This is a genomic window from Variovorax sp. PAMC28562 (genome assembly GCF_014303735.1).
Lineage (GTDB): Bacteria > Pseudomonadota > Gammaproteobacteria > Burkholderiales > Burkholderiaceae_C > Variovorax.
The window spans coordinates 3,616,892-3,638,765 of sequence record NZ_CP060296.1 but is presented as its reverse complement, the minus strand read 5'-3'; the positions used below and the strand labels follow the sequence as shown (position 1 = coordinate 3,638,765).

Genomic DNA, 21,874 nt, shown 5'->3' with positions numbered 1-21,874 from the left:
CGCCGCTGTGTTCCAACTCGTTTCCACCATCGTGATCCGCCGCCTGCTGGTGGCGATCCCGACGCTGCTTTTGTTATCGCTCGTGGTGTTCGTGGTGTTGCGATTGTTGCCCGTCGACCCGCTGGCAATGATGCTGCCGCCGTCTGCCACCGCAGCGGATTCCGCAGCGTTGCGGCAGCAGATGGGCATGGACAAACCGATCCCGATCCAGTTTCTGATCTGGTTGTGGGATGCGGCGCGCGGGAGTCTCGGCAACTCCATCAACTTTCGCCAGCCGGTGGTCGGCTTGATGGTGACTGCACTGCCGGCGACGATCGAACTGGCCATGGTCGGCTTGGTGCTGGCATTGATGATCAGCATTCCCGGCGGCGTCATCGCCTATGTGCTCTACAAGCGGAAGCGCGAGACGGCGGCCGACCTGGTCGTCACGCTGCTCCAGTCCATTCCATCGTTCTTGTGGAGTCTGCTTCTGATCCTGGTCTTCGGCGTGCTGTGGCCGGTGTTGCCGTTCAGCGGCCGCGTCGGGCAAGAAGTGACACTGCCGGGCATCACCGGATTCGCCTTGATCGACCTGCTCGTTACCGGGCAGTTCCAGGGCTGGTTGAGCGCGCTGACGCATCTCTTCTTGCCTGCACTCGCACTCGCGTTGAGCTTTGCGCCGCTGGTCATCCGTGTGCTGCGCTCCGGGCTGATCGATGCCGCCAACGAGCCTTATGTCGAAGTGGCGCGACTTCGCGGACTGTCTGAAACCCGCATTCTCTGGCGCCACATGCTGAAGAACGCCGCGCTGCCGACGATCACCATGATCGGCGTGCAGTTCGGTTTTCTGTTCGGCGGCGCGTTACTGGTCGAAATGATCTTCGGCTTCCCTGGCCTGGGCAATCTGATGGTGCAGGCGGTTCGCGGCAATGACTTGCCGTTGATCCAGGGCATCTCGCTGATCTTCTGCGTGCTGATGCTGGCTATTACGGTCGTCGTCGACGTGCTGTATGCCTTGCTGAATCCGAAGTTGAGGAATCTGTGACGCAAGCACCGGCGCCAGTGTCGATGCCCGCCGCTGTGAGTTGCTCTGCAAAGCAGCGCGGTGCGCTCAGGCAGCTAGCGTCGCAGCCGCGCGTGCTGATCGGCGGCGGCATTCTCCTGCTCGTCGTTCTGGCTGCGCTCTTTGCACCGTGGGCCGCTCCGCACGATCCGCTGGAGCAGGACCTGCTGCACATGCTGTCGCCGCCGATGTGGTCGGCAGAGGGCGACGCTTCTTTTCCGCTGGGCACCGACAGCCTGGGTCGCTGCGTGTTGTCGCGCGCTATCTACGGTGCCCGGGTGGCGCTGCTGGTGGCGATCGTTTCCGCATTCGGCGCGATGCTGCTGGGCAGCACGCTCGCAGTCGTCGGCGGCTACTTTGGCGGCAAGATCGACCGCGGCATCAGCTACGTGGTCGATTTGTGGATGTCGTTTCCGCCGGTCGTTCTGTCGTTGATCCTGCTGGTAGGGCTCGGCTCCGGCGTCGACAAAGTGATCCTCGCGGTCGTGCTGGTCGACTGGACGCGCTTCGCCCGTGTGGTGCGGGCCGACGTGCTGGTGACGCGGCGCCGCGACTACGTGCTGGCCGCGCGACTCATGGGCTTCACGCACCTGCGCACCATGTTGCGCGAGGTGCTGCCCACCGTGGTGCCGCTGATGATCACGCTGTTCTCCATCGAGATGGGCATCGCGATCATCGTGGAGGCGACGCTGTCTTTCATCGGCCTTTCAGTTCCGCCGGACATCACGACCTGGGGCCAGATGCTGGCCGATGCGCGCAGCGACATGCAGAGCGCCGCGTGGGTGATGCTGGTGCCGGTCGCATGCATCATCGTTACCGTGCTCGGCTGCAACCTGTTGGGTGACGGAATCCGCGTTGCGCTCGATCCGCGCTTGCGCACACGGAGCGAATGACGATGCTGTCCATCTCGAACCTCACGCTGACCACGCGGGTCGATGGCAAACCCGTCGAATTGCTGCGCGACATCACGCTGTCGGTGCAGCGCGGCAAGGTGCTCGGACTGGTCGGCGAATCGGGTGCCGGCAAGAGCATGATCGGTCGCCTGATCGCGGGCCACACGCCGCCGGGCTTTGCGGTGACGCAGGGCAGAATCGACTTCGACGGCAAGAACCTGCTGTCGCTCGGCGCACGCGAATGGCGCGGTCTGCTCGGCCGGCGCATCGCCTTCATTCCGCAAGAGCCGTTGACCGCGCTCAACCCGGTGTTGACCATCGGCCAGACCTTCGACGAGCACCTGATGCTGCTGGGCATTGCCGCCAGCCGGCGCAAGGATTTGATCGTCGCGCAACTGGCTTCCGTGAAGCTGCCGCACCCCGAGCAAATGGTGCGGCGCTATCCGCATGAACTGTCGGGCGGTCAGTGCCAGCGCGTGTTGATCGCAATGGCGTTCGTGGCCAATCCTGCGCTGATCATTGCCGACGAGCCCACCACGGCGCTCGACGTAGTGAGCCAAGCGCACATCCTTAGGCTGCTTGCCGAACAACAGCGCCAGCACGAGACAGCCGTCATTCTCATTACGCACGACTTGCGGCTCGCTGCGCACGTGTGCGACGACATCGCGGTGCTGTACGCAGGGGAGCAAGTCGAATACGGACCGGCCGCAGACGTGTTGCGCGAGCCGCGCCATCCGTATACCTGGGCACTGCACGATGCGACGCCCGACGTGCACGGCGTTCAGCGCGTGCTGCCGATGCTCGGGGGTCAGATGCCGGGACTTGCGGCATTGGCGACGCTGGGCGGTTGTCGATTCGCGGCACGCTGCCCAACGCGCAATACGACCTGCGAAGTCGGCGTGCGCGCTTTGCGTGAGTCTTCGCCGGGTCATTGGGTGCGCTGTGCCGATACGTGCGAAGTGGCGCCGCATGTCGTCGCCTCCGTAGACGATTCAACAAGCGCCGATGGCAGCGCCAACTGGCGAGCACCGCAAGGCGATCCGACTGCGGCACCCCTCGTCGAGCTGCGCAACGTCACGCTGCGCTACACCGCGCGCCGCGGCCTGCTGGGCCAGCGCCAGGTGCACACCGATGCAGTGAGCCAGGTGTCGCTCAAAGTCCAGCCGGGCGAGTTCGTCGGCATCGTCGGCGAAAGCGGCAGCGGCAAGACTTCTGTCGCGCGGCTGATCGTCGGCGCAGAGAACATCACCGCCGGTGAGCTGCTGATCGAAGGGCAAGACCGCGCCAAGGCCACGTCGACCGTGCAGCGCCTGACCCGCGAGCACGTGCAGATGATCTTTCAGGACCCGCACTCGGCACTCAATCCGCGGCGCAGCGTGTTTCGCTTGTTGACGCAAGCGTACGAAGTCGGTCACATCCCCGGTGCGTTGCAACGATTGCCGAGGCAGGAGCGCGCATCGCAGTTGCTGCAGGACGTCGGCCTGGCGTCCGATGCGCTGGAGCGATTTGCCAGTCAGCTGTCGGGTGGTCAAAAGCAGCGGGTGAACATCGGCCGGGCGCTGTGCGTGATGCCGCGGCTGGTGGTGGCCGACGAGATCGTGTCGGGACTCGACGTGTCCATCCAGGCGCAGATTCTCAACCTGCTGCTCGAACTCGGGCGCGAGCACGGCATCGCCCTGTTGCTGATATCGCATGACCTCTCCGTGGTGCGCTACCTGTGCTCGCGCGTCATCGTCATGCAGTCCGGCAAGATCGTGGAGGAGGGCAGGACGGACGAGGTCTTCTCCAACCCGCAGCACGCCTACACCCGCTTGCTGCTCGCCTCCGTACCGCCCGCCGATCCGGCCATCGCGTGGCCGCCGGTGCCGGCTTCTACCGAAACAGTCTGAACACCATGCCGACCACCTTCGAACTCGAACTCCAATCCGCGCTGCCCGACAACACAGTGACGTTCGGCGAAGCGATCGAGTCGAAGTACTGGCATGACTGGAGCGGGCTCGCGCCGGTGCAGCCCTTGGCGCTGGTGCGGCCGAGGACGACGCAGGACGTCTCGATTGCGATGGCGCTGTGCAACGAACGGCGCATCGCGCTCGTCCCACAGGGTGGCCTCACCGGGCTGGCAGGCGGTGCGCAACCGGTCGCCGGCGGCGTGGCGATGTCGCTCGAACGCATGAGCGGCGTTGAAGAGATCGATGCGGTGATGGGTACGATGACGGTGCTCGCCGGCACGCGGCTTTCGGAGATCCAGGACGCGGCGGAAGCAGCCGGCCTGTACTTTCCGCTGGACCTTGGTGCACGTGGCTCCTGCAGCATCGGCGGCAACCTGTCTACCAACGCCGGTGGCAACCGGGTCATCCGCTACGGCATGGCGCGCGATCAGGTGCTCGGGCTCGAATATGTATTGCCCGACGGCACCATCGTCAGCTCGCTCAACAAGATGATCAAGAACAATGCCGGCTACGACCTCAAGCAGTTGTTCATCGGATCGGAAGGAACGCTCGGCATCATCACGCGCGTCGTGTTGCGCCTGCAGGCAAAGCCCATTTCAGTCGCCACGGCGATGTGCGGCTGCCCCGACTACGAGGCCGTACTGACCTTGCTGAAGACCGCACGCGCCAAGCTCGGCCCGTCTCTTTCAGCCTTCGAAGTCATGTGGCCCAGCTTCGTGGACTGCATGACGAACGGCTTGCCGCAACTGCGCAAACCCTTTGCCGAGGCACACGGCGTCTACGTGCTCATCGAGGCGAGTGGCTTTAGGGAAGAGGGCGAATCGGCGCATCTGGAGGCGTGCCTTTCGACATTGCTGGAGGATGGTGTCGTCAACGACGTAGTCATCGGTGCGTCCGAACGTGACGCGAAGGAACTCTGGGCCCTCCGCGACAGCGTCTCGGAGTATCCGAAAGTGCTCGGTGCGGTGATCGGATTCGACATCGGCTTGCCGACGACACTGATGGGCGAGGCGGTGGATCGCGTGCAGCGAGAGGTCAAGGCGCAGTGGCCGGACGCGCACGTGCTTTGCTACGGGCACATCGGCGACAGCAACCTGCATGTCGTCGTCAACGTACCTTCTGCGGGCGCGCATCAGCCGCATTCGGAAGTCGATGCCCTGGTCTACGAACTGGTTCGCAGCATGGGCGGCACGATCTCGGCGGAGCACGGCATCGGGCTCGTCAAGAAGCCGTTCTTGTCGTTCACTCGATCGCCGGAGGAGATTGCCTTGATGCAGCGCATCAAGGCAGCGCTCGACCCGCACAACGTGCTGAATCCCGGCAAGGTTTTTTAGGGGCGGGGCAGTGGGTCCGCGGACATCGGGCCCCGACTACGATGGCGGCAAACGCACTGGAAACATCATGACCAAACCCTTCACGCAATCACCGACTCTCTGCGGTGCACTGCGCAAGCCGCGCCAGATGCTGGCCGATCAAAAGTACGACGGGCACAAATCCATCCACGACGATGCCATGGCCGAGGGCCTGGGCCTTCGCGCTGGCCCGATCGAGGGGCCGACGCACTTCAGCCAGTTCGACCCCTTGCTGTTCCACGTCTTTGGCCAGGCGTGGTTCGAGACTGGCTGCATCAGCGCGCATTACCAGAACATGGTGGTTGAAGGCGAAGAGGTGCGTGCCTTTGTCGATCTGCCGGTGTCGCCTGAAGAGGGGGCGCCGCGTCTGGTGCGTATCCACGCAGAGAAGCGCGACGGCACACCGGTGCTGACCGGCACCGCCTCGGTCGGCGATGCGACCGATGTGCCGCATGAGATTCAACAGCGCATCGCCAAACTGCGACCGGCCACAGGGCTTGTGATCAACCGCGACCTGAAGGTGGGGCAGCGGGGTGCTGCGGTCGAAAAAATCCGGATGGGGTTCGATCAGCACATGGGCGACCACTATCCCTTCACGCTCGCCGACAAGCTCGCGGTCATCACGGAACCCTGTGCCTGGTACACGCGCGAACACGGCGCCGAATCGCCATGGGGCCGCGCCGTCATTCCGATGGAAATGATCAGCGTGCTGCTCGGCAGCACGTCGGGTGAGTCCGGTCTGAGCGGTCGCAAGCCAGCGGTCGGACTGTTCGCGGGACAGGAAATCCGGTTGATCGACGGGCCGCTGTTCGTCGACCAAGACTACGAGTTGGAGCGCGAGATCATCGCCCTGAGTGAGAGCGCGCGCACCGAGTCGGTCTGGATACGCACGCGCGTGTACGACGGTACGCGAGCATCGCGGCCGCTGGTGGCGGAGATGATCCTGAACGGTGCGGTGATGAAGGCGTCGTATCCCGCTTACGAGGTCGAGGCGAAGGCGCTGTACGACTAAAGGATACGGCTGGAAGAACGGCCGACCATCGCGGTTGTGTGCGCTTCCGCGCTGTGCCGCGTTCGGTAAATGCCGACACTGCTGAATACGCTTTTCGGCCTTGCTGGAACGCCGAATCAACAAGCTTCTCAGCATGGAGTCAGTTGAGGACGAAGTCTTCCCAGTAACCGGGAGCACTGGCACGCGTAGCACTCTACCGATCCGGAGGATGTGAGCTATGAAACGATTCCTGATTAAAAGGCGGCCTCGGGAGAGTTCTCGACCCGTCGAACGCGCTCAGCGATCGGTTTCCTATCGGGCGACATGCGATCGAAGCGCGGCCTTCGACGACACCAAGCCGTGGTCAGGAACCCTGCCGCACTACACGGCAACTGCCATCGGGTTCAAAGTCTGGGCCATTGTTTTCGCCGTTGGCCTGTTACCGATCGCAGCCGTTGTCGTGGCATCGGCGAGCGGCTATGGAGTGGCGCGCCTGCTCGACGAGGTCGGTCCGGGGTTGCTGCTGTGCTGGCCGCTCGTGCTGGCGATCGGAACGAAGTTGCTCGTTCGAAAAATTACCGCGGAGCGAAACAAGGTAGCCAGTGAGTGGAAGAAACCGTTGTTGGTCGAGCGTTCCCGCGTGGCGTCACTCGAGATCGTGGCCCGTGCCCGCTACGAGACACCGAGCTACCGCAGATAGACGACCAGCAGTTCCTGGCAAAGCGTTCCCGGGTTAGCGCTCTGTCGAAGTCGTAGAGGTTTCAGTTTCCATTGGCTTCTTGCGAGACATCTGGCGCGACTGTCGACGGCCATGCGTTTCGGCGAACACGATGGCAACGACGATCAATGGCATGGCGACCAGCACGAACGCGCCAAAGACGTAGACCAGGCCGCCCATGACAAGGGCACTAAGGAGAATCGCCAGCACTCGGACCATTCGCCATGATCCGAGCCTGGGATGACTTGGTCAATCCAGTGAATCCCGAAGCCGGATCGATCAGGTGCGGTTAGATCGTTCTCCGCAAGAGTCATTTAACATAATATACATTGTATTATTTCTTCTTGGTTTGGCTTTCATCGTTCGCGTCAAAGAGTCGACAGAAAACAAAAAGTAACTACAATTGGTTACATGCACCGCGCTCGCTTCCCCATCACCAACCAATTGCAACGCTTCAAGAAAGTGCTGACCTTGTCGGACTACTTGCGCAGCACCAAACGTCTTGCACCCGGAGAACTCAGAGCCATCGCCGGCTCACTTCGTCGGAGTGGCCAGGACGTCAGTGGCAACGCAGAGCGCGTCGCCGCTGCGATCGAATCGGTAGCGGCCTGGCGCGCAACCAGCGCCTCGTCGGCTATGAAACGCGATGCACCGCCCACCACGTTGTTCGAACGTCTTTCCGACTGGGCGACAGCTTCGTTTTAGCGATCCCCAGCCTTTCAAGACTGTTTCGAACGCCATAGCTGGCTTATGCCAGATCGATCCCCGAATCGAGAATGACCGACAGATCTCCCCTCGTTTCTTCGAGCTGCAGCAACGTTGCCTGGCGCGCAGCCAGAGAGTCCCGGCTGAGCAAGGCGGTGAGGATCGCCTTGTGCCGTGGCAAAGACAGCGCATGCGTGTTGGGCAGCTTGCTGCTGAGCTTGATCGATTCGCGCAACGCCAGCGACAGCATGTTGCCGATATACGCCAGCAGATCGTTGCCGGTCGCCTCGGCAATGCGGCGGTGGAACGCCAGGTCGGGCTCGAGCAGTTCTTCTGTCGTCTTCGCGGCTTCCATTCCGGCGTAGGCCTCGGCCACGCTTTTCAAGCTTTCGTCGCTGGCCACCTTGGCCGCGAGTGCCGCCACCGCCGGCTCGAAGATCCGTCGCACCGTTAGCAGCGTTTGCACGAACTCGGGCTGTGGTTTGGCCTGAATGAGCCAATACAGAACGTCGGGATCGAGCAGATGCCACTCGTTGCGTGGCCGCACGATGGCACCCGCACGCTGTTTGGAAAGCACGAGCCCTTTGGCGACCAGCACCCGCGTCGCTTCCCGCAACACCGGCCGGCTGACGTCGTAGGTGGCGCAGAGCGACGCTTCCATCGGCAAACGGTCGCCGACCCGGTACTCGCCGGAGACGATGCGCATGCCCAGATCGCGGACGATCTGCGAGTGCATGCTTTTGCGGTCCGGCGGCTGGTGATAGCCCGGGGCGCTGTGAGAACCTTTCATTTCGGCGGCAATTCGTACGGGTGTTGCGACCGCCATAGGATAGTCAACTGCCAAACCGGTCACGCCGCTGCCTCAGGACGACTTGCTGCTCGTGGTCACGATCACGTTCCATGAGCCGGGTTTGAATTTGGCCGTCACCACATGGCCTTCGATCTCCACGCGCGTATTGGCCTGGGGCGCAACGTTGTCTGGTGCGGCGGCCGTGTTGATGGCTTTCATGTCGGCGTGATAGAGCTCCGACGCTTCGACCAGCCTTTGCTGATCGCCAAGGCCACGCAGGTCGATCGTGATCTCCTGGTCTTCAGTCAGGTGGCGATTCAGCGCGAAGATGGCTGTCTGGCCGGAGGCGTCGTCATGCACGACACAGGCACACAGATAGGCCACTTCCGGAAAAGTCTTCGAGGCATAGCTCGGCGACGTGATCACCGGCCGCAGCACCTTGCCGCGCGCAAAGCGCGATGCCTGCGCGAACGGATGGAAGATGGTCTGGCGCCAGGCAGCACCGCCGGGCTCGGTCATGATCGGGCCGATCACGTTGACCAGCTGTGCAATGCACGCGGTCTTGACTCGATCCGCGTTGTTCATCATGACGATCAGGGCGCCGCCCACAGCCAATGCGTCCTCGTGGTTGTAGACCTCCTCGATCAGCCGCGGTGCTTCAGGCCATCCCGGTTTGCGCTTATCGTCCAGCGTGCGCGCTTTGTACCAGACGTTCCACTCGTCGAACGACAACATGATCCGCTTGTGCGAGTGTTTGCGTGCCGCCACGCTGTCGGCCACCGCGACGATCTCCTTGATGAAGAGATCCATCTGGTCGATGTTGCCGAGAAACTCCGCTGTCGAGTCGTGCGGATTCTCGAAGTAAGCATGGAGCGAAATGAAGTCGACGTTGTCGAAGCAATGGTCGAGCACCGTGTCTTCCCACTTGCCGAAAGTCGGCATGTCGTGCTTTGACGAACCGCACGCCGCCAGTACAACCGAAGGATCGACCAGACGCATCAGCTTGGCGGTTTCCTGGGCGATGCGGCCGTACTCGTCGGCTGTCTTTGCACAGATCTGCCACGGGCCGTCGAGTTCGTTACCGAGGCACCAGAACTTGATGTCGTGCGGCTTTTCGTAGCCGTGGTCCTTGCGCAGGTCGGACAGCGCGGTGCCACCTGGATGGTTGCAGTATTCAAGGAAGTGGCGCGCTTCATCTGGGCCGCGCGTGCCCAGATTGACCGCGAACATCGGCTCCACATCCACTGCGTGGCACCAGTCCATGAACTCGTTGGTGCCGAACTGGTTCGTCTCGGTCGACGACCATGCGAGGTCGAGCCGCGCAGGCCGCTTCTCCTTGGGGCCGACACCGTCTTCCCAGTTGTAGCCTGACAGGAAGTTGCCGCCCGGATATCGCACGATGGTGGGCCCGAGCTCACGCGTCAATGCCATCACGTCGCCGCGGAAGCCACGCTCGTCGGCAGTTGGATGCCCCGGCTCGTAGATGCCGGTGTAGACGCAGCGGCCCATATGCTCGACGAACGTGCCGAAGACACGGCGGTCAAGTTCGGAGATGACGAAGTCGCTGTCGACGACGAGGCGTGTGGAAATCATGTCTTGCTTGATTGAAAGGAGAAAACCTGAAGGAAAGATTTGGTGCGCGCCGCGGTCAGCGCACCGAGTCGAGCAGTTTGTTGACGCGGGTCTCGGCAGCATCTTCGGTCTGCTGCACCGTCTTCTTGCTGAGCTGCATGGTGATGAGCTCTTCGCTCAACGCCTGTTGCACGGCAGCCGCCCGCGGTACGTTGTGTGCCAGACCGCGGCCGATGGTCGAGATCTCGATGATCTTGTCGCGCATGGGCAGCCCCTTGAACTCGGCGCTGTCGTAGACCTTCTTGTTGGCCGGCAGGTGCCCGGTGCGCGACCATTCGAATTCGTTGTCCCACAGGAACTTGAGGAAGGTCAGCGCGGCCTTCTTGCTCTTCTCGTCCTTGGCACCGCCCTTGAGCATCACCCATGCATGGCCGTCGGCGAAGGTGGCGCGCTTGGCGAAGAGTTGAGGAAACGGAATCACGAGATAACCGTTGTGCGCCGGTGATTCGGCCTTTTCGGATGCAGCCATGTAATCGTCGATGCGCCAGGTACCGGTCAGCGCCACGGCTGCGTCACCCTTGAACCACGCCTGGTTCACTGCACCGGAATCGATGCCCGGCACGACCAGGCCTTCGTTGTAGAGCGTGCTCATCAAATCCAGGATGGCGGTCACGTCCGGCGTGTGCATGTTGATGTGCGGCTTGGCGCCCTCGGTGAACAGGCTGCTGTTCTGCTGGAACATCATCGAGAAGAAGGTCCAGGTGTTGGTCGGCACGCTGCCCGAGGTCGGCCAAGCGAAGTAAGCCTTGCCGGTGACCTGCTTGTACTTGCGCGCCTGTGCCAGCAACTCCGCCGGTGACTTGGGGATCTGCACCGAGCCATCAGCGTTGGTCAAGCCGGCCTTCTTCAGCAGGTTGGTGTTGATGTGCCAGAGCCACGACCAGGTGTCGAACGGCAGGCCGTAGGTCTTGTCGTTCATCGTGACGCCTGCCTTGGCGGTGTCGGTGAACTCGGCTGGCGTGATGCCGACTGTCTTGAGGTCGGCGTCGATGGGTTCGATCAGCTTGCGGTTGACGTAGTCGCCGATCGACGACTGGTGCATCACCGCAATCGTCGGCACGTCGCGCGCCACGATGCGCGAAGTCAGCTGGTCGTAGTACGGGCCCCATTCAGCGATCTGCGGCTTGACGACGATGTTGTCCTTGTTGGTCGCGTTGAACTTGTTGACCAGCGTGGTGATGACGCCGCACTCGCCGCGCGCCGCACGCACGTCGACCGACTTGCCGAAGTCGGCCTCGCAGGCGCCGAAAAAGCGCGCCAGCGTGATCTCGGTCTTGTCCTGCGCATGCACGGGCTGCAGTGCCGCGGCGACCAATGCAATCGCTGCTGCGGCCTGGAGGATGCTCTTTTTGATCATGGGTTTGTCTTCGGTTCAAAGGGGTCGAAGTGTTCGGGCCGACGCGCTCAGCGCACTGCGTCGAGCAGTTTGTTCACGCGCGATTCGGCTGCGTCCTGCGTGTCTTTCAACGGCTTCTTGCTGGTCATCATGTTGCCGATCTCCTGGTCGACGGCGACCTCGATGGCGCGCTGGCGTGGCACCGAATGCGGCATGCCGCGACCGATGGTGGAGATTTCGGCGATGTTGGCGCGCATCGGAAGCGCCTTGAATTCCGCTGTCGCCAGCGCTGCCTTGTTGGCCGGCAGATGGCCGGTGCGCGCCCATTCCACATCGTTGTCCCAGAGGAACTTGAGGAACGTCAGCGCCGCCTTGCGGCTCGCTTCGTCCTTAGTGCCGCCCTTGAGCATCACCCAGCTGTGGCCGTCGGCAAACACAGCCTTTTTGTCAAGCAACTTCGGGAACGGATAGACGGCGTAGCCCTTGCTGAGGGCCGTGTCGGCCTTTTCGGACTGCGCCACGAAGTCGTCAATCTTCCAGGTGCCCACGACGACCACGCCGGTCTCGCCGTTGACGAAGGCCTGGTTGGATGCGCCGTAGTCGAGGCCGGTCATGACCAGGCCCTCGTTGTACATCTGGGTCATCAACTCCAGTGCTTTGGTGGCCTGCGGCGACTTCATGTCGAGTTGCGGCTTGGCACCGCCCTTGAACAGTTCGGCGCCGTTCTGTTGGTAGAACAAGGTGAGGAAAGTGCGCATGTTGGGCGACGTCGTGTTCACCGTCGTCCACGAAAAGTACGGCTTGCCGGTCGCCTGCTTGAACTGGCGCGCCTGCGTCAGCAGCTCTTCCGGCGTGGTCGGGATTACCGGCGTGCCATCGGCCTTGGTCAGGCCCGCCTTCTTCATCAGGTTCAGGTTGAAGTGCCAGAGCCAGGCCCAGGTGTCGAACGGTAACGCGTAGGTTTTGCCGTCGAAGCTGGTGCCTGCCTTGGCGTGGTCGGTGAACTGCGCGGTGTCGATGCCGACCGACTTGAAGCTGTCGTCCATCGGTTCCAGCAGCTTGCGGTTGACGAAGTCGCCGAGCGACGACTCGTGCATTACTGCGATGGCTGGTACGTCGCGGGCGACGATTCGGGCGGTGAGCTGGTCGTAGTAAGGCCCCCACTCCGCGATCTGCGGCTTGACGACGATGTTGTCCTTGTTGGTCGCGTTGAAGTTGTTGACCAATGTGGTGATCACACCGCACTCCCCGCGTGCCGCTTTGATGTCGGTCGATTTGCCGTAGTCGGCCTCGCAGGAGCCGAAGAAGCGTGCCAGCGTGATCTCGGTTTTGGGTTGCTGCGCCAACGCACTGGCTGCGATGCAGCCGAACAGTCCGAGGGCAGCGAGGTTGCGTAGGGATGTCTTTTGGATCGATGTTTTATTCACGTATGTCTCCTTCGATGTTGTTGGACGCTATTGCCGATCACTTCACCGTCGTGCCGGAAACGGCCGCGATGATGTACTTCTGAAAAAACAGGTAGAGGATAAAAACAGGCAGTCCGGCAAAGACCGCCTGCGACATCAGGTAGCCGATGCCTTCGGACTGGCCGAAGTTCGACTGCGTCGATGCGAGTCCCAGCGTCAGCGTGTACATCTCCGGCTTGGACGCCGAGATCAGCGGCCACAGATAGTCGTTCCACGCGTGAAGGAACGTGAAGATGCCGAGGGTGGCCTGCGCCGGAATCGACAGCGGCAGGATCACCTTGAAGAAAATCTTCAGCCGTGACGCGTTGTCGAGCATCGCGGCCTCTTCGATGTCGCGCGGGATGGCCTTGAAGTATTGCGTCATCAGGTACACGCCAAAAGGCGTTGCCAGCCGTGGCAAGATCAGCGCCGAGTATGTGTTGTGCATCTCGAGGTCGGCGAACATCAGGTGGAGCGGCACGATGATGGCCTGCTCCGGCACCGCGAGGCCTGCGAGCACCACGAAGAATAGGATGTTCTTGCCCGGAAACTCGGTGCGTGCAAATCCGTATCCCGCCAGCGACGCCAGCACCAGCATGGCAAACGTCTGCACCACCGACACGATGATGCTGTTGACCGTCCAGCGGAACACCGCCGACGTGCCGATGATGTCGGTGTAGTTCTTGATGGTGAACGGCCCCGAAAAGACCACGTCGGTGCGCTGCGTCAAAAATTCGTTCGGCTTGAATGACAGCGCGAACACCCACATGAGCGGCGCGACCCAGAGAATCGCCAGCGCTATGACGGCCGCGAGAATCAGCCGGTCGACCAGTTTGTTGCCAACGATGTTCATGTCAGAACGTCTCCTTGCGGCTCGACACCCAGACTTGCACCGCCATCGCAAGCAGCATGATTGCGAACAGCACTTGCGAAGCTGCGGCGGCGTTGCCCAATGTCCAGTGCGCGAAGCCTGATTCATAGATGAACTGCACGATCGGCCGCGAGCTGTTGTTCGGCCCGCCCTGCGTCATGAGTTGCGCCTGGCCGAACAACTGGAACTGCAGGATCACTTCGATCACCGCCACCAGCGCCACCGTGCGGCGGATGGCCGGCAGCGTGATGTGGATCAGCGTGCGCCAGCGACTCGAATTGTCGAGCGCGGCAGCCTCATAGACCTCGGCCGGCACCTGCTGCAGTGCCGCGAGGAACAGCATCATCGGCAGGCCGATGATCCACCACACGGTGACGGCAGCGACCGTCGGCAGCGCCCAGGCCTCGGTCGTGAGCGGCGACAGCTCGGGCAACCCGGTCGCGTTGGTCAGGTTAGCCAGAAGGCCGTGGTGTGGCATGAGCACCAGCTTCCACACCAGCGTGACGATGGTCACCGACAGCACCGACGAGCCGAAGAAAATCGCGCGCAATACGGCACCAGTGCGGCCCGGCCGGTTCAGCGCCAACGCCAGCGCAAGGCCCAGCACGACGAACACCGGCGTCGACATCAGCACGAAGTAGAAGGTGTTGCGCACGGAGCCGGTGAAGATCTCATCGGACCACAAGTCCTGAAAATTCTTCAGGCCGACGAACTCCGACGTCTGCGACAGCATGTCCAGGTCTTGCAGGCTGATCCACATGCCGCGAAACAGCGGTACCACCAGCAACGCCACATAGACGACCAGGAACGGCAGGATGAAGACGGCGTTCGACCAGCGCGGACCGTTGCGGGCGCCGCTCTTGCGGGCCACGGCCTTGGTGCGCGTGGCAAGGTCTGTCGACATCACCGCACTCATGAAGTGCTCCGCGCTTGTGCGTGGTACGCCGCCCCCGCTTCGTCGAAAAGGTGCACGGCTTCGGCATCGAGCCGCAGCCCGACCGGTGCGCCGGCTTCGATCTCGCTGTCGCGGTGCGCATGCGCCACCACCGATGCGCCCGATGCTAGCGCCACATGCACATGCGTCTGATCGCCCAGTCGCTCGACCAGTTCGACACGTCCGCCGATCAGTCCGGCCGAGCCGGAAACGTCGATGACCAGCGCTTCTGGTCGCGCGCCCAGCGTGTAGCGGCCGTTGCGCGTCAATCCGGTTGTCGAGACGGTGGTCTGCACGACGGAGCCATCCGGCAAGCGCACCGCCGCCACGCCTGCGCGGTCTTCAGCCAGTTCGACATCGACGAAGTTCATGGTCGGCGAGCCGATGAAGCTCGCGACGAAGCGCGACGCTGGCTGGCGGTAGATGTCCATCGGCCGGCCGACCTGCTCCACCTTGCCGGCATTCATCACGACGATGCGGGTGGCGAGCGTCATCGCTTCCACCTGGTCGTGCGTCACGAAGATCATGGTCGACTTGAGCCGCTGATGCAGCCGCGCGAGCTCGACGCGCGTGCGCGAACGCAGGGCGGCATCCAAGTTGGAAAGCGGTTCGTCGAACAGGAACGCATAGGGTTCCTTGACGACGGCACGACCGATCGCGACACGCTGCCGTTGACCGCCCGACATCTGCACGGGTTTGCGTTGCAGCAGCGGCGTGAGTTCGAGCATGCGGGCGGCCTCCTGAACGCGCCGGTCGATCTCGCTGGCCGGCACGTTCACGTTGCGCAGGCCGAAGGCCATGTTGTCGTACACGGTCATGTGCGGATAGAGCGCGTAGTGCTGAAAAACCATCGCGACATCGCGTGCGCCCGGTGCCAGTTGCGTCACGTCACGCCCGGCAATTCGGATCTGGCCGGCCGACACCGAGTCGAGGCCGGCGATCATCCGCAGCAGCGTCGACTTGCCACAACCCGAGGGCCCGAGGAAGACGAGAAATTCGCCATGCTCGATCTCGAGGTTGAAGTCCTTGATGACTTCGACGCTGCCGTAGCGTTTGTCGAGTCCGACGATCTGGATGCCGTCCATGGTGCTGTCTCCTGAAATTGTTATGGCTGTCTGTTGCGCTGTCGCGCTGTGGCTCAGTGCGAATGCCGCGGCACGACCGATCCGCGCTGGCCGACCAGAAAGTCGAAGTCGCAGCCTTCGTCGGCCTGCAGCACATGCTCGACATAGAGCTTGCGGTAGCCACTCGCATCGGCCGGATCGGGTCGTTGCTCCGCCTGCCAAGCGGTCAGTCGCGATGCGAGCTCGGCCTCGGAGATGTCCAGGTGCAGGCGCCCCTGCATCGCGTCGAGCTCGATCCAGTCGCCCTCGCGCACCACGGCAAGCGGGCCACCGGCACGGGCTTCCGGAGAGACGTGCAACACCACCGTTCCGTACGCCGTGCCGCTCATGCGCGCATCCGAGATGCGGACCATGTCGGTCACGCCTTGCGCCAATAGCTTTGCCGGCAAGCCCATATTGCCGACCTCGGCCATGCCGGGATAGCCTTTGGGACCGCAATTTTTCAGCACCATCACTGAGTCGGCGGTAATGGCGAGTTCAGGGTCTGCGATTCGCGACTTGTAGTCTTCGAGGTTCTCGAAGACTACGGCCTGGCCGCGGTGTTTCAGCAATGCCGGCGTGGCCGCCGAGGGCTTCAGCACCGCGCCACGGGGCGCCAGGTTGCCGCGCAGCACGCACATCGCGCCGTCCGCGGCCAGCGGGCGATCGAGCGGGCGGATCACTTCGTCGTTGTAGATCGGCGCGTCCTTGACGTTGTCCCACAGGCTCGAGCCGTTCGCGGTCAGTGCGCCCGGATGCGGAAGCAGCCCGGCATCGCCCATGCGGCGGAGCACGGCCGGCAGACCGCCCGCGTAATAAAAGTCTTCCATCAGAAAACGGCCCGACGGCATCAAGTCGACCAGCGTGGGCGTGCCGCGCCCCACGGTGGTCCAGTCGTCGAGTGCGAGCTCGACGCCGATGCGTCCGGCGATGGCTTTCAAATGGATCACGGCGTTGGTCGAGCCACCGATTGCTGCATTGGTGCGGATCGCATTCTCGAAAGCCTGGCGCGTCAGCAGCTTCGACAAGCGCAAGTCTTCGCGCACCATCTCGACCATGCGCATGCCCGACATGTGGGCCAGTACATAGCGGCGCGAATCGACCGCTGGAATCGCGGCGTTGTGCGGCAGGGTCACGCCCAACGCCTCGGCCATGCAGGCCATCGTCGATGCGGTGCCCATGGTGTTGCAGGTGCCTGCCGAGCGCGACATGCCCGCCTCTGCCGACATGAACTGGTGCAGCGTGATGGTGCCGGCCTTCACCTGTTCGGACAGCTGCCACACGGCGGTGCCGGAGCCGATGTCGCGGCCTTCGTGCTTGCCGTTGAGCATCGGCCCGCCGGTCACGGCGATTGCGGGAATATCGCAACTGGCAGCGCCCATCAGCAATGCGGGCGTCGTCTTGTCGCAGCCCACCAGCAGCACCACGCCGTCGATCGGGTTGCCGCGAATGGCCTCCTCCACATCGATGCTCGCCAGGTTGCGGGTGAACATGGCCGTCGGCCGCAGGTTCGATTCGCCGTTCGAGAAAACCGGGAACTCCACCGGGAATCCGCCGGCTTCGAACACGCCCTGCTTCACGTGGTCGGCGATCTTGCGGAAGTGCGCGTTGCACGGCGTCAGCTCCGACCATGTGTTGCAGATCCCGATGATCGGCTTGCCGTGGAACTCGTGGTCCGGGATGCCCTGGTTCTTCATCCAGCTGCGGTACATGAACCCGTTCTTGTCGGTGGTTCCGAACCATTCGGCGGACCTGAGCTTGACGGGTGACTTCGACATGGGAACCTTCGTGGATAGGCGAACCAAGAAATATAGTCAGACTAATTGATCGATTGTTTCAGTACAAACCCCTATGTCTACCCCTTTGACGAGATTAAGTAAGACTACATAATCGGCCGCCCTACTCCATCGCGCTACAGCGCAGGCCTCGCAATGACCGACCACGCCCGCTATCCCAGCCTTGCCGATCGCACCGTTTTCATCACCGGCGGCGCCACCGGCATCGGTGCCACTTTGGTCGAGGAGTTCGTGATGCAGGGCGCCAAGGTGGGCTTCGTCGACATCGACGAGGCCGCTGGCAAGGCACTCGCATCGGCGCTTGCCGGCGCTGCGCACGCACCGGTCTTCTGCCCTGCCGACGTCACCGACATCGCCGCGCTCGATGCAGCGATCGACGCCGTGCGCGGCCGCTTCGGGCCGATCACCGTGCTGCTCAACAACGCAGCCAACGACCGGCGCCATAGCATCGAGGACACCACGCCCGCGAGCTGGGATGCGGGCGTCGCGGTCAACCTGAAGCACCAGTTCTTCGCGGCACAGAACGTCGCCGGCGACATGCGGCAGGCAGGCGGTGGGTCGATCGTCAACTTCGGCTCGATCAGCTGGATGCTCAAACAGGGCGGCATGCCGGTCTACACCACGTCCAAGGCCGCCGTGCAGGGACTCACACGCAGCCTGGCGCGCGACCTAGGCCCGTTCAACATCCGCGTCAACACGCTGGTCCCGGGTTGGGTGATGACCGAAAAACAGGTTCGCCTCTGGGTCGACGATGCAGCGCGTGAAGACATCGCGCGAGGTCAGTGCATCAACCGTCCGCTGTTGGCCGAACACATCGCTCGCATGGCGCTTTTTTTGGCGGCGGACGACAGTGCGATGTGTACCGCACAAGACTTCGTGGTGGATGGAGGCTGGGTTTGACCTGCCGGCTGGTACACGGCTGACAAGCACTGCCCGAACCCCGTTTTCGTTCTGGTCCGCTCTCGTTCTGAAAGAACCTATGACATCGACAAAATCCAGGCGCTATGAAGGCGTGTTTCCCGTGGTCCCGACCACCTTCACCGAGCAGGGCGAGCTGGACCTGGAAAGCCAGAAGCGCTGCGTCGATTTCATGATCGACGCTGGCTCCGATGGCCTGTGCATCCTGGCGAATTTTTCGGAGCAGTTCGTGCTCTCCGACGAGGAGCGCGAGGTGCTCACGCGCTGCATCCTCGCGCATGTGGCGGGCCGCGTGCCGGTGATCGTCACCACCACGCACTACGGCACGCGCATCTGTGCCGAGCGCTGCCGCCGCGCGCAGGATGCAGGCGCCGCCATGGTGATGGTGATGCCGCCGTACCACGGCGCCACGCTGCGGGTGCCAGAGGCACAGATCTTCGAGTTCTATGCTGCGCTGTCCGATGCCATCGACATCCCGATCATGATTCAGGACGCGCCGGTCAGCGGCACCGTACTGTCGGCGTCCTTCCTGGCGCGCATGGCCCGGGAGATCGAGCATGTGCGCTACTTCAAGATCGAGACGGCTGGCGCGGCCTCCAAACTGCGAGAGCTGATCAAGCTCGGCGGCGATGCGATCGAAGGCCCGTGGGACGGCGAAGAAGCGATCACGCTGCTTCCTGACCTCGACGCCGGCGCCACCGGCTCGATGACCGGCGGTGGCTATCCGGACGGCATCCGCAAGATCATGGATGCCTGGCGTGCCGGACAGCGCGACGATGCTGCATCTGCTTATCAGCAATGGCTGCCGCTCATCAACTACGAGAACCGCCAAGGCGGCATCCTCACGGCCAAGGTGCTGATGCAGGAAGGCGGCGTCATCGCCTGCGAGGCACCGCGTCATCCTTTCCCCACGATGCATCCTGCAGTGCGCGCGGGGCTGCTTGAGACTGCTCGCAGACTGGATCCATTGGTGCTGCGCTGGGGGCGTTAGGCCCGCGTCTTGGGAATGGTCCCGACCCACTCGAAGTCAGCCGGCGTCGACCTGCACCTCGACCCAGCCCAGCCCTGAAACCTCGAAGCGGAAACGCCCCGACGTGTTCGGGAACTTGGTGGTGACCATGCTGCCCGTCATCACGATGTCGCCGCTCCGCAGACTGCCTCCGCTCGCAGCGAGATGCTCGGCCAGCCACACCACCGACAGCAGCGGATTGCCGAGCACGTCGGCGCCGCGTCCGGTGTCGAGGACGCTGCCGTCTTCAGTGGTGACGCTGCCTTCGACCGACGCCAGATCAGGCCAGCTCGACTGGAAGGTGCCTACGACGATGCCGGCGTTCCAGGCGTTGTCGGCAACCAGCGAGAGCATGTCGAGCGTCTTGTAGTCGCAAGCCCGGTCGTCCACGATTTCGATGGCCGGCGCGACACCGTCGATGGCCGCAACGACTTCCGCGAGCGTGACGGGTTGACCAGAAAGATCGGACGGCGCCAGATCGCGACCGAGGCGCACCGCGATCTCGAACTCGATGCCGAAGCGGCCGTAAGCCGACGGCTTGAGCACGGCGCCCGAAGCATGAACGCGGTCGGCGAACACGACGCCCGCTACGGGCGTGTCGATGCCGCACATCGCCTGCATTGCGGTCGATGTCAGCCCGATCTTGTAGCCAGCGCGTGAAACGGCGCGGCTCGCTGAACGGAGGGCGTTGAAACGGTCCTGCACGCGGTACGCATCGGGCATCGTCCGGATGCCGCGGGCGGCGGCGAAGGGCTCGAAGCGGCGGCTGTCGGCGTGCTGCTTCGTGAGCCATTCGGCGACGTCTTGCGCTGCGGGGAAGTCCATTTGTTCTGTCTCCATTGCTGATCCTTGCTTCACCACTTCCCCTCGGTGGCCGCTGGCTTGTCGACAGGGGTTGCCGGCGGCCTCGCAACCGGCTTGGCCTGCATCGCCGCGGTGATCAGCCCGACCGCGTCTGGCCGCCTGCCGCGCTGCGCGAAGTCCAGGGCCGTCATGCCCTGCTGGTTCTTCATCGCCGTGTCGGCACCTTCGTCGAGCAGCAGTTTCACGCTGTCCGACGAGCCGTACATCGCGGCCATCATCAGCGGCGTGGTGCCGTTGGGCGACTGCGCGTCGATGAAGGCGAAGGCCTCGAGCAGCTTCCTCATGATCTCGACGTTCCCGCCAGAGGCCGCATAGTGCAAGGGCGTCCAGCCCGGTTTATTGACGTCGGCATCGCGGGCCATCAGCTTGGCGACGATGTCCTGCTGGCCTTTGAGCGCCGCCATCATCAGCGGACTTTCGTCCTGCGCGTTGCGAGCCTCGACGTTGGTTTTGGGCGAAGCGATCAGCACCTCGATGACGCGCGGCGATGGCTCGCGCATGGCGATCAACAGGCCGGTCTGGCCTTTTTCATCCTTGGTGTTGGGGTCGAAACCGCGTTTGATCAGGTCGGAGACGCCGCTTGCGTTGTCGCCACGCACGGCCCTGAAAAAGTCATCGAACGAGCCAGCATGCGCTGAAAAAGAACAAGCGAAAACAACAAGATACAGCGCTTTTTGAAAGTGATACTTCATTTAAAAACAACGGGTCTGGCACCGCTGAAAAGGGTTTCGAAATTGTCGCTCGTGGCCTTGGCGATGGCTTCGATCGGCAACTGCCGTAACTCTGCGATCTGCCGGGCCACGAATGGCACATACGACGGGTTGTTGGTCTTGCCGCGGTACGGCACCGGGGCGAGGTAGGGGCTGTCGGTTTCGATCAGCATGCGATCGAGCGGAACGAAGGCGGCCACGTCGCGAAGGTCTTGCGCCTTCTTGAAGGTCAGGATGCCGGAGAACGAAATGTAGAAACCGAGGTCGAGGGCGGCGCGCGCCACCTCGGCCGTCTCGGTAAAACAATGGAAGACGCCGCCGGCGGCATTTCCGGTGGCGTCTTCGCCCTCCTCTTTCAGGATCGCCAGCGTGTCGGCCGAGGCTTCGCGGGTGTGGATCACCAGCGGCTTGCGCGTTTGCTGCGCGGCGTGGATGTGCACGCGAAAGCGATCGCGCTGCCATTCCATGTCGGCGACGCTGCGGCCGCCCTTGCGCTCTTCCATCTGGTAATAGTCGAGCCCGGTTTCGCCGATGGCGATGACCTTTGGCAAGGCGGCGCGCTCGACCAGATCGGCAACGCTCGGCTCGGCGATGTCTTCATTGTCCGGATGCACGCCGACGCTGGCCCAGAAGTTGTCGTAGCGCGCAGCCAGTGCCTGGACTTCGGCGAACTCTTCAAGGGTGGTGCAGATGCAGAGCGCCCGATCGACCTGCGCTTCGGCCATGGCCGCGCGGATTTGCGGCATCTGCTCGGTCAGTTCGGGGTACGTAAGGTGGCAGTGCGAGTCGGTGAACATGCCCCGATTGTCGCCAACC

Annotated in this window: 21 protein-coding genes; 9 read left to right on the top strand and 12 right to left on the bottom strand. The window is 62.9% G+C overall.

Annotation, left to right across the window (positions count from 1 at the left end):
• Positions 1 to 7: 7 nt before the first annotated feature.
• The 6 genes from H7F36_RS17090 (at position 8) to H7F36_RS17065 (ending at position 6,927) form a co-directional block, all read left to right on the top strand.
• The gene (locus H7F36_RS17090; protein WP_187051931.1) at positions 8 to 1,024 is read left to right on the top strand and encodes an ABC transporter permease; all 1,017 of its coding nucleotides are present in this window, start codon (positions 8 to 10) and stop codon (positions 1,022 to 1,024) included.
• Complete coding sequence (locus tag H7F36_RS17085; protein ID WP_261802349.1) at positions 1,021 to 1,935, top strand: ABC transporter permease; 915 nt, start codon at positions 1,021 to 1,023, stop codon at positions 1,933 to 1,935. The genes H7F36_RS17090 and H7F36_RS17085 overlap by 4 nt, the downstream gene beginning before the upstream one ends.
• A complete protein-coding gene (locus tag H7F36_RS17080) occupies positions 1,932 to 3,824 on the top strand; it encodes an ABC transporter ATP-binding protein (protein WP_261802348.1) in 1,893 nt (630 codons plus the stop codon). Before H7F36_RS17085 ends, H7F36_RS17080 begins: the two co-directional genes overlap by 4 nt.
• 5 nt (positions 3,825 to 3,829) lie before the next feature.
• Positions 3,830 to 5,218, top strand: a complete 1,389-nt coding sequence (locus H7F36_RS17075; protein ID WP_187051930.1) for an FAD-binding oxidoreductase — start codon at positions 3,830 to 3,832, stop codon at positions 5,216 to 5,218.
• A gap of 67 nt (positions 5,219 to 5,285) precedes the next feature.
• Positions 5,286 to 6,248: a hypothetical protein gene (locus tag H7F36_RS17070; protein ID WP_187051929.1), complete on the top strand. Its 963-nt coding sequence runs from the start codon at positions 5,286 to 5,288 to the stop codon at positions 6,246 to 6,248.
• A gap of 217 nt (positions 6,249 to 6,465) precedes the next feature.
• Positions 6,466 to 6,927, top strand: a complete 462-nt coding sequence (locus H7F36_RS17065) for a hypothetical protein (protein WP_187051928.1) — start codon at positions 6,466 to 6,468, stop codon at positions 6,925 to 6,927.
• A 33-nt stretch (positions 6,928 to 6,960) separates the two neighbouring features.
• Here the strand turns inward: H7F36_RS17065 and H7F36_RS17060 are convergent, their stop codons facing one another.
• Positions 6,961 to 7,125 (bottom strand): hypothetical protein, encoded by a 165-nt coding sequence (locus tag H7F36_RS17060; RefSeq protein WP_187051927.1) that lies wholly within the window; start codon positions 7,123 to 7,125, stop codon positions 6,961 to 6,963.
• A gap of 231 nt (positions 7,126 to 7,356) precedes the next feature.
• Between H7F36_RS17060 and H7F36_RS17055 the strand changes: the two genes are divergently transcribed.
• Positions 7,357 to 7,650, top strand: a complete 294-nt coding sequence (locus H7F36_RS17055) for a hypothetical protein (RefSeq protein ID WP_187051926.1) — start codon at positions 7,357 to 7,359, stop codon at positions 7,648 to 7,650.
• A gap of 43 nt (positions 7,651 to 7,693) precedes the next feature.
• Here the strand turns inward: H7F36_RS17055 and H7F36_RS17050 are convergent, their stop codons facing one another.
• The 8 genes from H7F36_RS17050 to H7F36_RS17015 all read right to left on the bottom strand — a co-directional run bounded on the left by H7F36_RS17050 (position 7,694) and on the right by H7F36_RS17015 (position 17,539).
• Complete coding sequence (locus tag H7F36_RS17050; RefSeq protein WP_187051925.1) at positions 7,694 to 8,440, bottom strand: FadR/GntR family transcriptional regulator; 747 nt, start codon at positions 8,438 to 8,440, stop codon at positions 7,694 to 7,696.
• A gap of 72 nt (positions 8,441 to 8,512) precedes the next feature.
• Entirely contained in the window at positions 8,513 to 10,033 is a 1,521-nt protein-coding gene (locus H7F36_RS17045) for an alpha-N-arabinofuranosidase (RefSeq protein WP_187051924.1), read from the bottom strand.
• Positions 10,034 to 10,088: 55 nt separating this feature from the next.
• Positions 10,089 to 11,429: an extracellular solute-binding protein gene (locus H7F36_RS17040; RefSeq protein WP_187051923.1), complete on the bottom strand. Its 1,341-nt coding sequence runs from the start codon at positions 11,427 to 11,429 to the stop codon at positions 10,089 to 10,091.
• 47 nt (positions 11,430 to 11,476) lie between these two features.
• Complete coding sequence (locus tag H7F36_RS17035; protein ID WP_261802347.1) at positions 11,477 to 12,835, bottom strand: extracellular solute-binding protein; 1,359 nt, start codon at positions 12,833 to 12,835, stop codon at positions 11,477 to 11,479.
• Between the two features lie 37 nt (positions 12,836 to 12,872).
• Positions 12,873 to 13,706 carry a carbohydrate ABC transporter permease gene (locus H7F36_RS17030; RefSeq protein ID WP_187051922.1) on the bottom strand — a complete coding sequence of 278 codons (834 nt, stop codon included), beginning with the start codon at positions 13,704 to 13,706 and terminating at the stop codon, positions 12,873 to 12,875.
• Position 13,707: 1 nt separating this feature from the next.
• On the bottom strand, positions 13,708 to 14,640 hold the full coding sequence (locus tag H7F36_RS17025) for a carbohydrate ABC transporter permease (protein ID WP_261802346.1): 933 nt from the start codon (positions 14,638 to 14,640) through the stop codon (positions 13,708 to 13,710).
• Complete coding sequence (locus H7F36_RS17020) at positions 14,637 to 15,743, bottom strand: ABC transporter ATP-binding protein (protein ID WP_187051921.1); 1,107 nt, start codon at positions 15,741 to 15,743, stop codon at positions 14,637 to 14,639. Before H7F36_RS17020 ends, H7F36_RS17025 begins: the two co-directional genes overlap by 4 nt.
• Before the next feature lie 53 nt (positions 15,744 to 15,796).
• Entirely contained in the window at positions 15,797 to 17,539 is a 1,743-nt protein-coding gene (locus H7F36_RS17015; RefSeq protein WP_187051920.1) for an IlvD/Edd family dehydratase, read from the bottom strand.
• A gap of 153 nt (positions 17,540 to 17,692) precedes the next feature.
• Between H7F36_RS17015 and H7F36_RS17010 the strand changes: the two genes are divergently transcribed.
• On the top strand, positions 17,693 to 18,457 hold the full coding sequence (locus H7F36_RS17010) for an SDR family NAD(P)-dependent oxidoreductase (protein ID WP_187051919.1): 765 nt from the start codon (positions 17,693 to 17,695) through the stop codon (positions 18,455 to 18,457).
• 79 nt (positions 18,458 to 18,536) lie between these two features.
• Entirely contained in the window at positions 18,537 to 19,466 is a 930-nt protein-coding gene (locus tag H7F36_RS17005; RefSeq protein ID WP_187051918.1) for a dihydrodipicolinate synthase family protein, read from the top strand.
• 36 nt (positions 19,467 to 19,502) lie between these two features.
• On the opposite strand, the gene H7F36_RS17000 is transcribed toward H7F36_RS17005, so the two are convergent.
• The 3 genes from H7F36_RS17000 to H7F36_RS16990 are packed head-to-tail and all read right to left on the bottom strand — an operon-like array spanning position 19,503 to position 21,855.
• Positions 19,503 to 20,324, bottom strand: a complete 822-nt coding sequence (locus H7F36_RS17000) for a 2-keto-4-pentenoate hydratase (protein ID WP_187051917.1) — start codon at positions 20,322 to 20,324, stop codon at positions 19,503 to 19,505.
• A gap of 14 nt (positions 20,325 to 20,338) precedes the next feature.
• A complete protein-coding gene (locus H7F36_RS16995) occupies positions 20,339 to 21,040 on the bottom strand; it encodes an ankyrin repeat domain-containing protein (RefSeq protein WP_187051916.1) in 702 nt (233 codons plus the stop codon).
• The gene (locus H7F36_RS16990; RefSeq protein ID WP_187051915.1) at positions 21,037 to 21,855 is read right to left on the bottom strand and encodes a TatD family hydrolase; all 819 of its coding nucleotides are present in this window, start codon (positions 21,853 to 21,855) and stop codon (positions 21,037 to 21,039) included. Before H7F36_RS16990 ends, H7F36_RS16995 begins: the two co-directional genes overlap by 4 nt.
• Positions 21,856 to 21,874: the final 19 nt, after the last annotated feature.

Bases quoted from the DNA above. Each gene is read 5' to 3' on its own strand.
- H7F36_RS17060 (WP_187051927.1), bottom strand. From the start codon at position 7,125: ATGGGCGGCCTGGTCTACGTCTTTGGCGCGTTCGTGCTGGTCGCCATG.
- H7F36_RS17045 (WP_187051924.1), bottom strand. From the start codon at position 10,033: ATGATTTCCACACGCCTCGTCGTCGACAGCGACTTCGTCATCTCCGAA.
- H7F36_RS17025 (WP_261802346.1), bottom strand. From the start codon at position 14,640: ATGAGTGCGGTGATGTCGACAGACCTTGCCACGCGCACCAAGGCCGTG.
- H7F36_RS17075 (WP_187051930.1), top strand. From the start codon at position 3,830: ATGCCGACCACCTTCGAACTCGAACTCCAATCCGCGCTGCCCGACAAC.
- H7F36_RS17080 (WP_261802348.1), top strand. From the start codon at position 1,932: ATGACGATGCTGTCCATCTCGAACCTCACGCTGACCACGCGGGTCGAT.
- H7F36_RS17065 (WP_187051928.1), top strand. From the start codon at position 6,466: ATGAAACGATTCCTGATTAAAAGGCGGCCTCGGGAGAGTTCTCGACCC.
- H7F36_RS17005 (WP_187051918.1), top strand. From the start codon at position 18,537: ATGACATCGACAAAATCCAGGCGCTATGAAGGCGTGTTTCCCGTGGTC.
- H7F36_RS17055 (WP_187051926.1), top strand. From the start codon at position 7,357: ATGCACCGCGCTCGCTTCCCCATCACCAACCAATTGCAACGCTTCAAG.
- H7F36_RS17015 (WP_187051920.1), bottom strand. From the start codon at position 17,539: ATGTCGAAGTCACCCGTCAAGCTCAGGTCCGCCGAATGGTTCGGAACC.
- H7F36_RS16990 (WP_187051915.1), bottom strand. From the start codon at position 21,855: ATGTTCACCGACTCGCACTGCCACCTTACGTACCCCGAACTGACCGAG.
- H7F36_RS17020 (WP_187051921.1), bottom strand. From the start codon at position 15,743: ATGGACGGCATCCAGATCGTCGGACTCGACAAACGCTACGGCAGCGTC.
- H7F36_RS17070 (WP_187051929.1), top strand. From the start codon at position 5,286: ATGACCAAACCCTTCACGCAATCACCGACTCTCTGCGGTGCACTGCGC.
- H7F36_RS17030 (WP_187051922.1), bottom strand. From the start codon at position 13,706: ATGAACATCGTTGGCAACAAACTGGTCGACCGGCTGATTCTCGCGGCC.
- H7F36_RS17000 (WP_187051917.1), bottom strand. From the start codon at position 20,324: ATGGAGACAGAACAAATGGACTTCCCCGCAGCGCAAGACGTCGCCGAA.
- H7F36_RS16995 (WP_187051916.1), bottom strand. From the start codon at position 21,040: ATGAAGTATCACTTTCAAAAAGCGCTGTATCTTGTTGTTTTCGCTTGT.
- H7F36_RS17040 (WP_187051923.1), bottom strand. From the start codon at position 11,429: ATGATCAAAAAGAGCATCCTCCAGGCCGCAGCAGCGATTGCATTGGTC.
- H7F36_RS17050 (WP_187051925.1), bottom strand. From the start codon at position 8,440: ATGAAAGGTTCTCACAGCGCCCCGGGCTATCACCAGCCGCCGGACCGC.
- H7F36_RS17010 (WP_187051919.1), top strand. From the start codon at position 17,693: ATGACCGACCACGCCCGCTATCCCAGCCTTGCCGATCGCACCGTTTTC.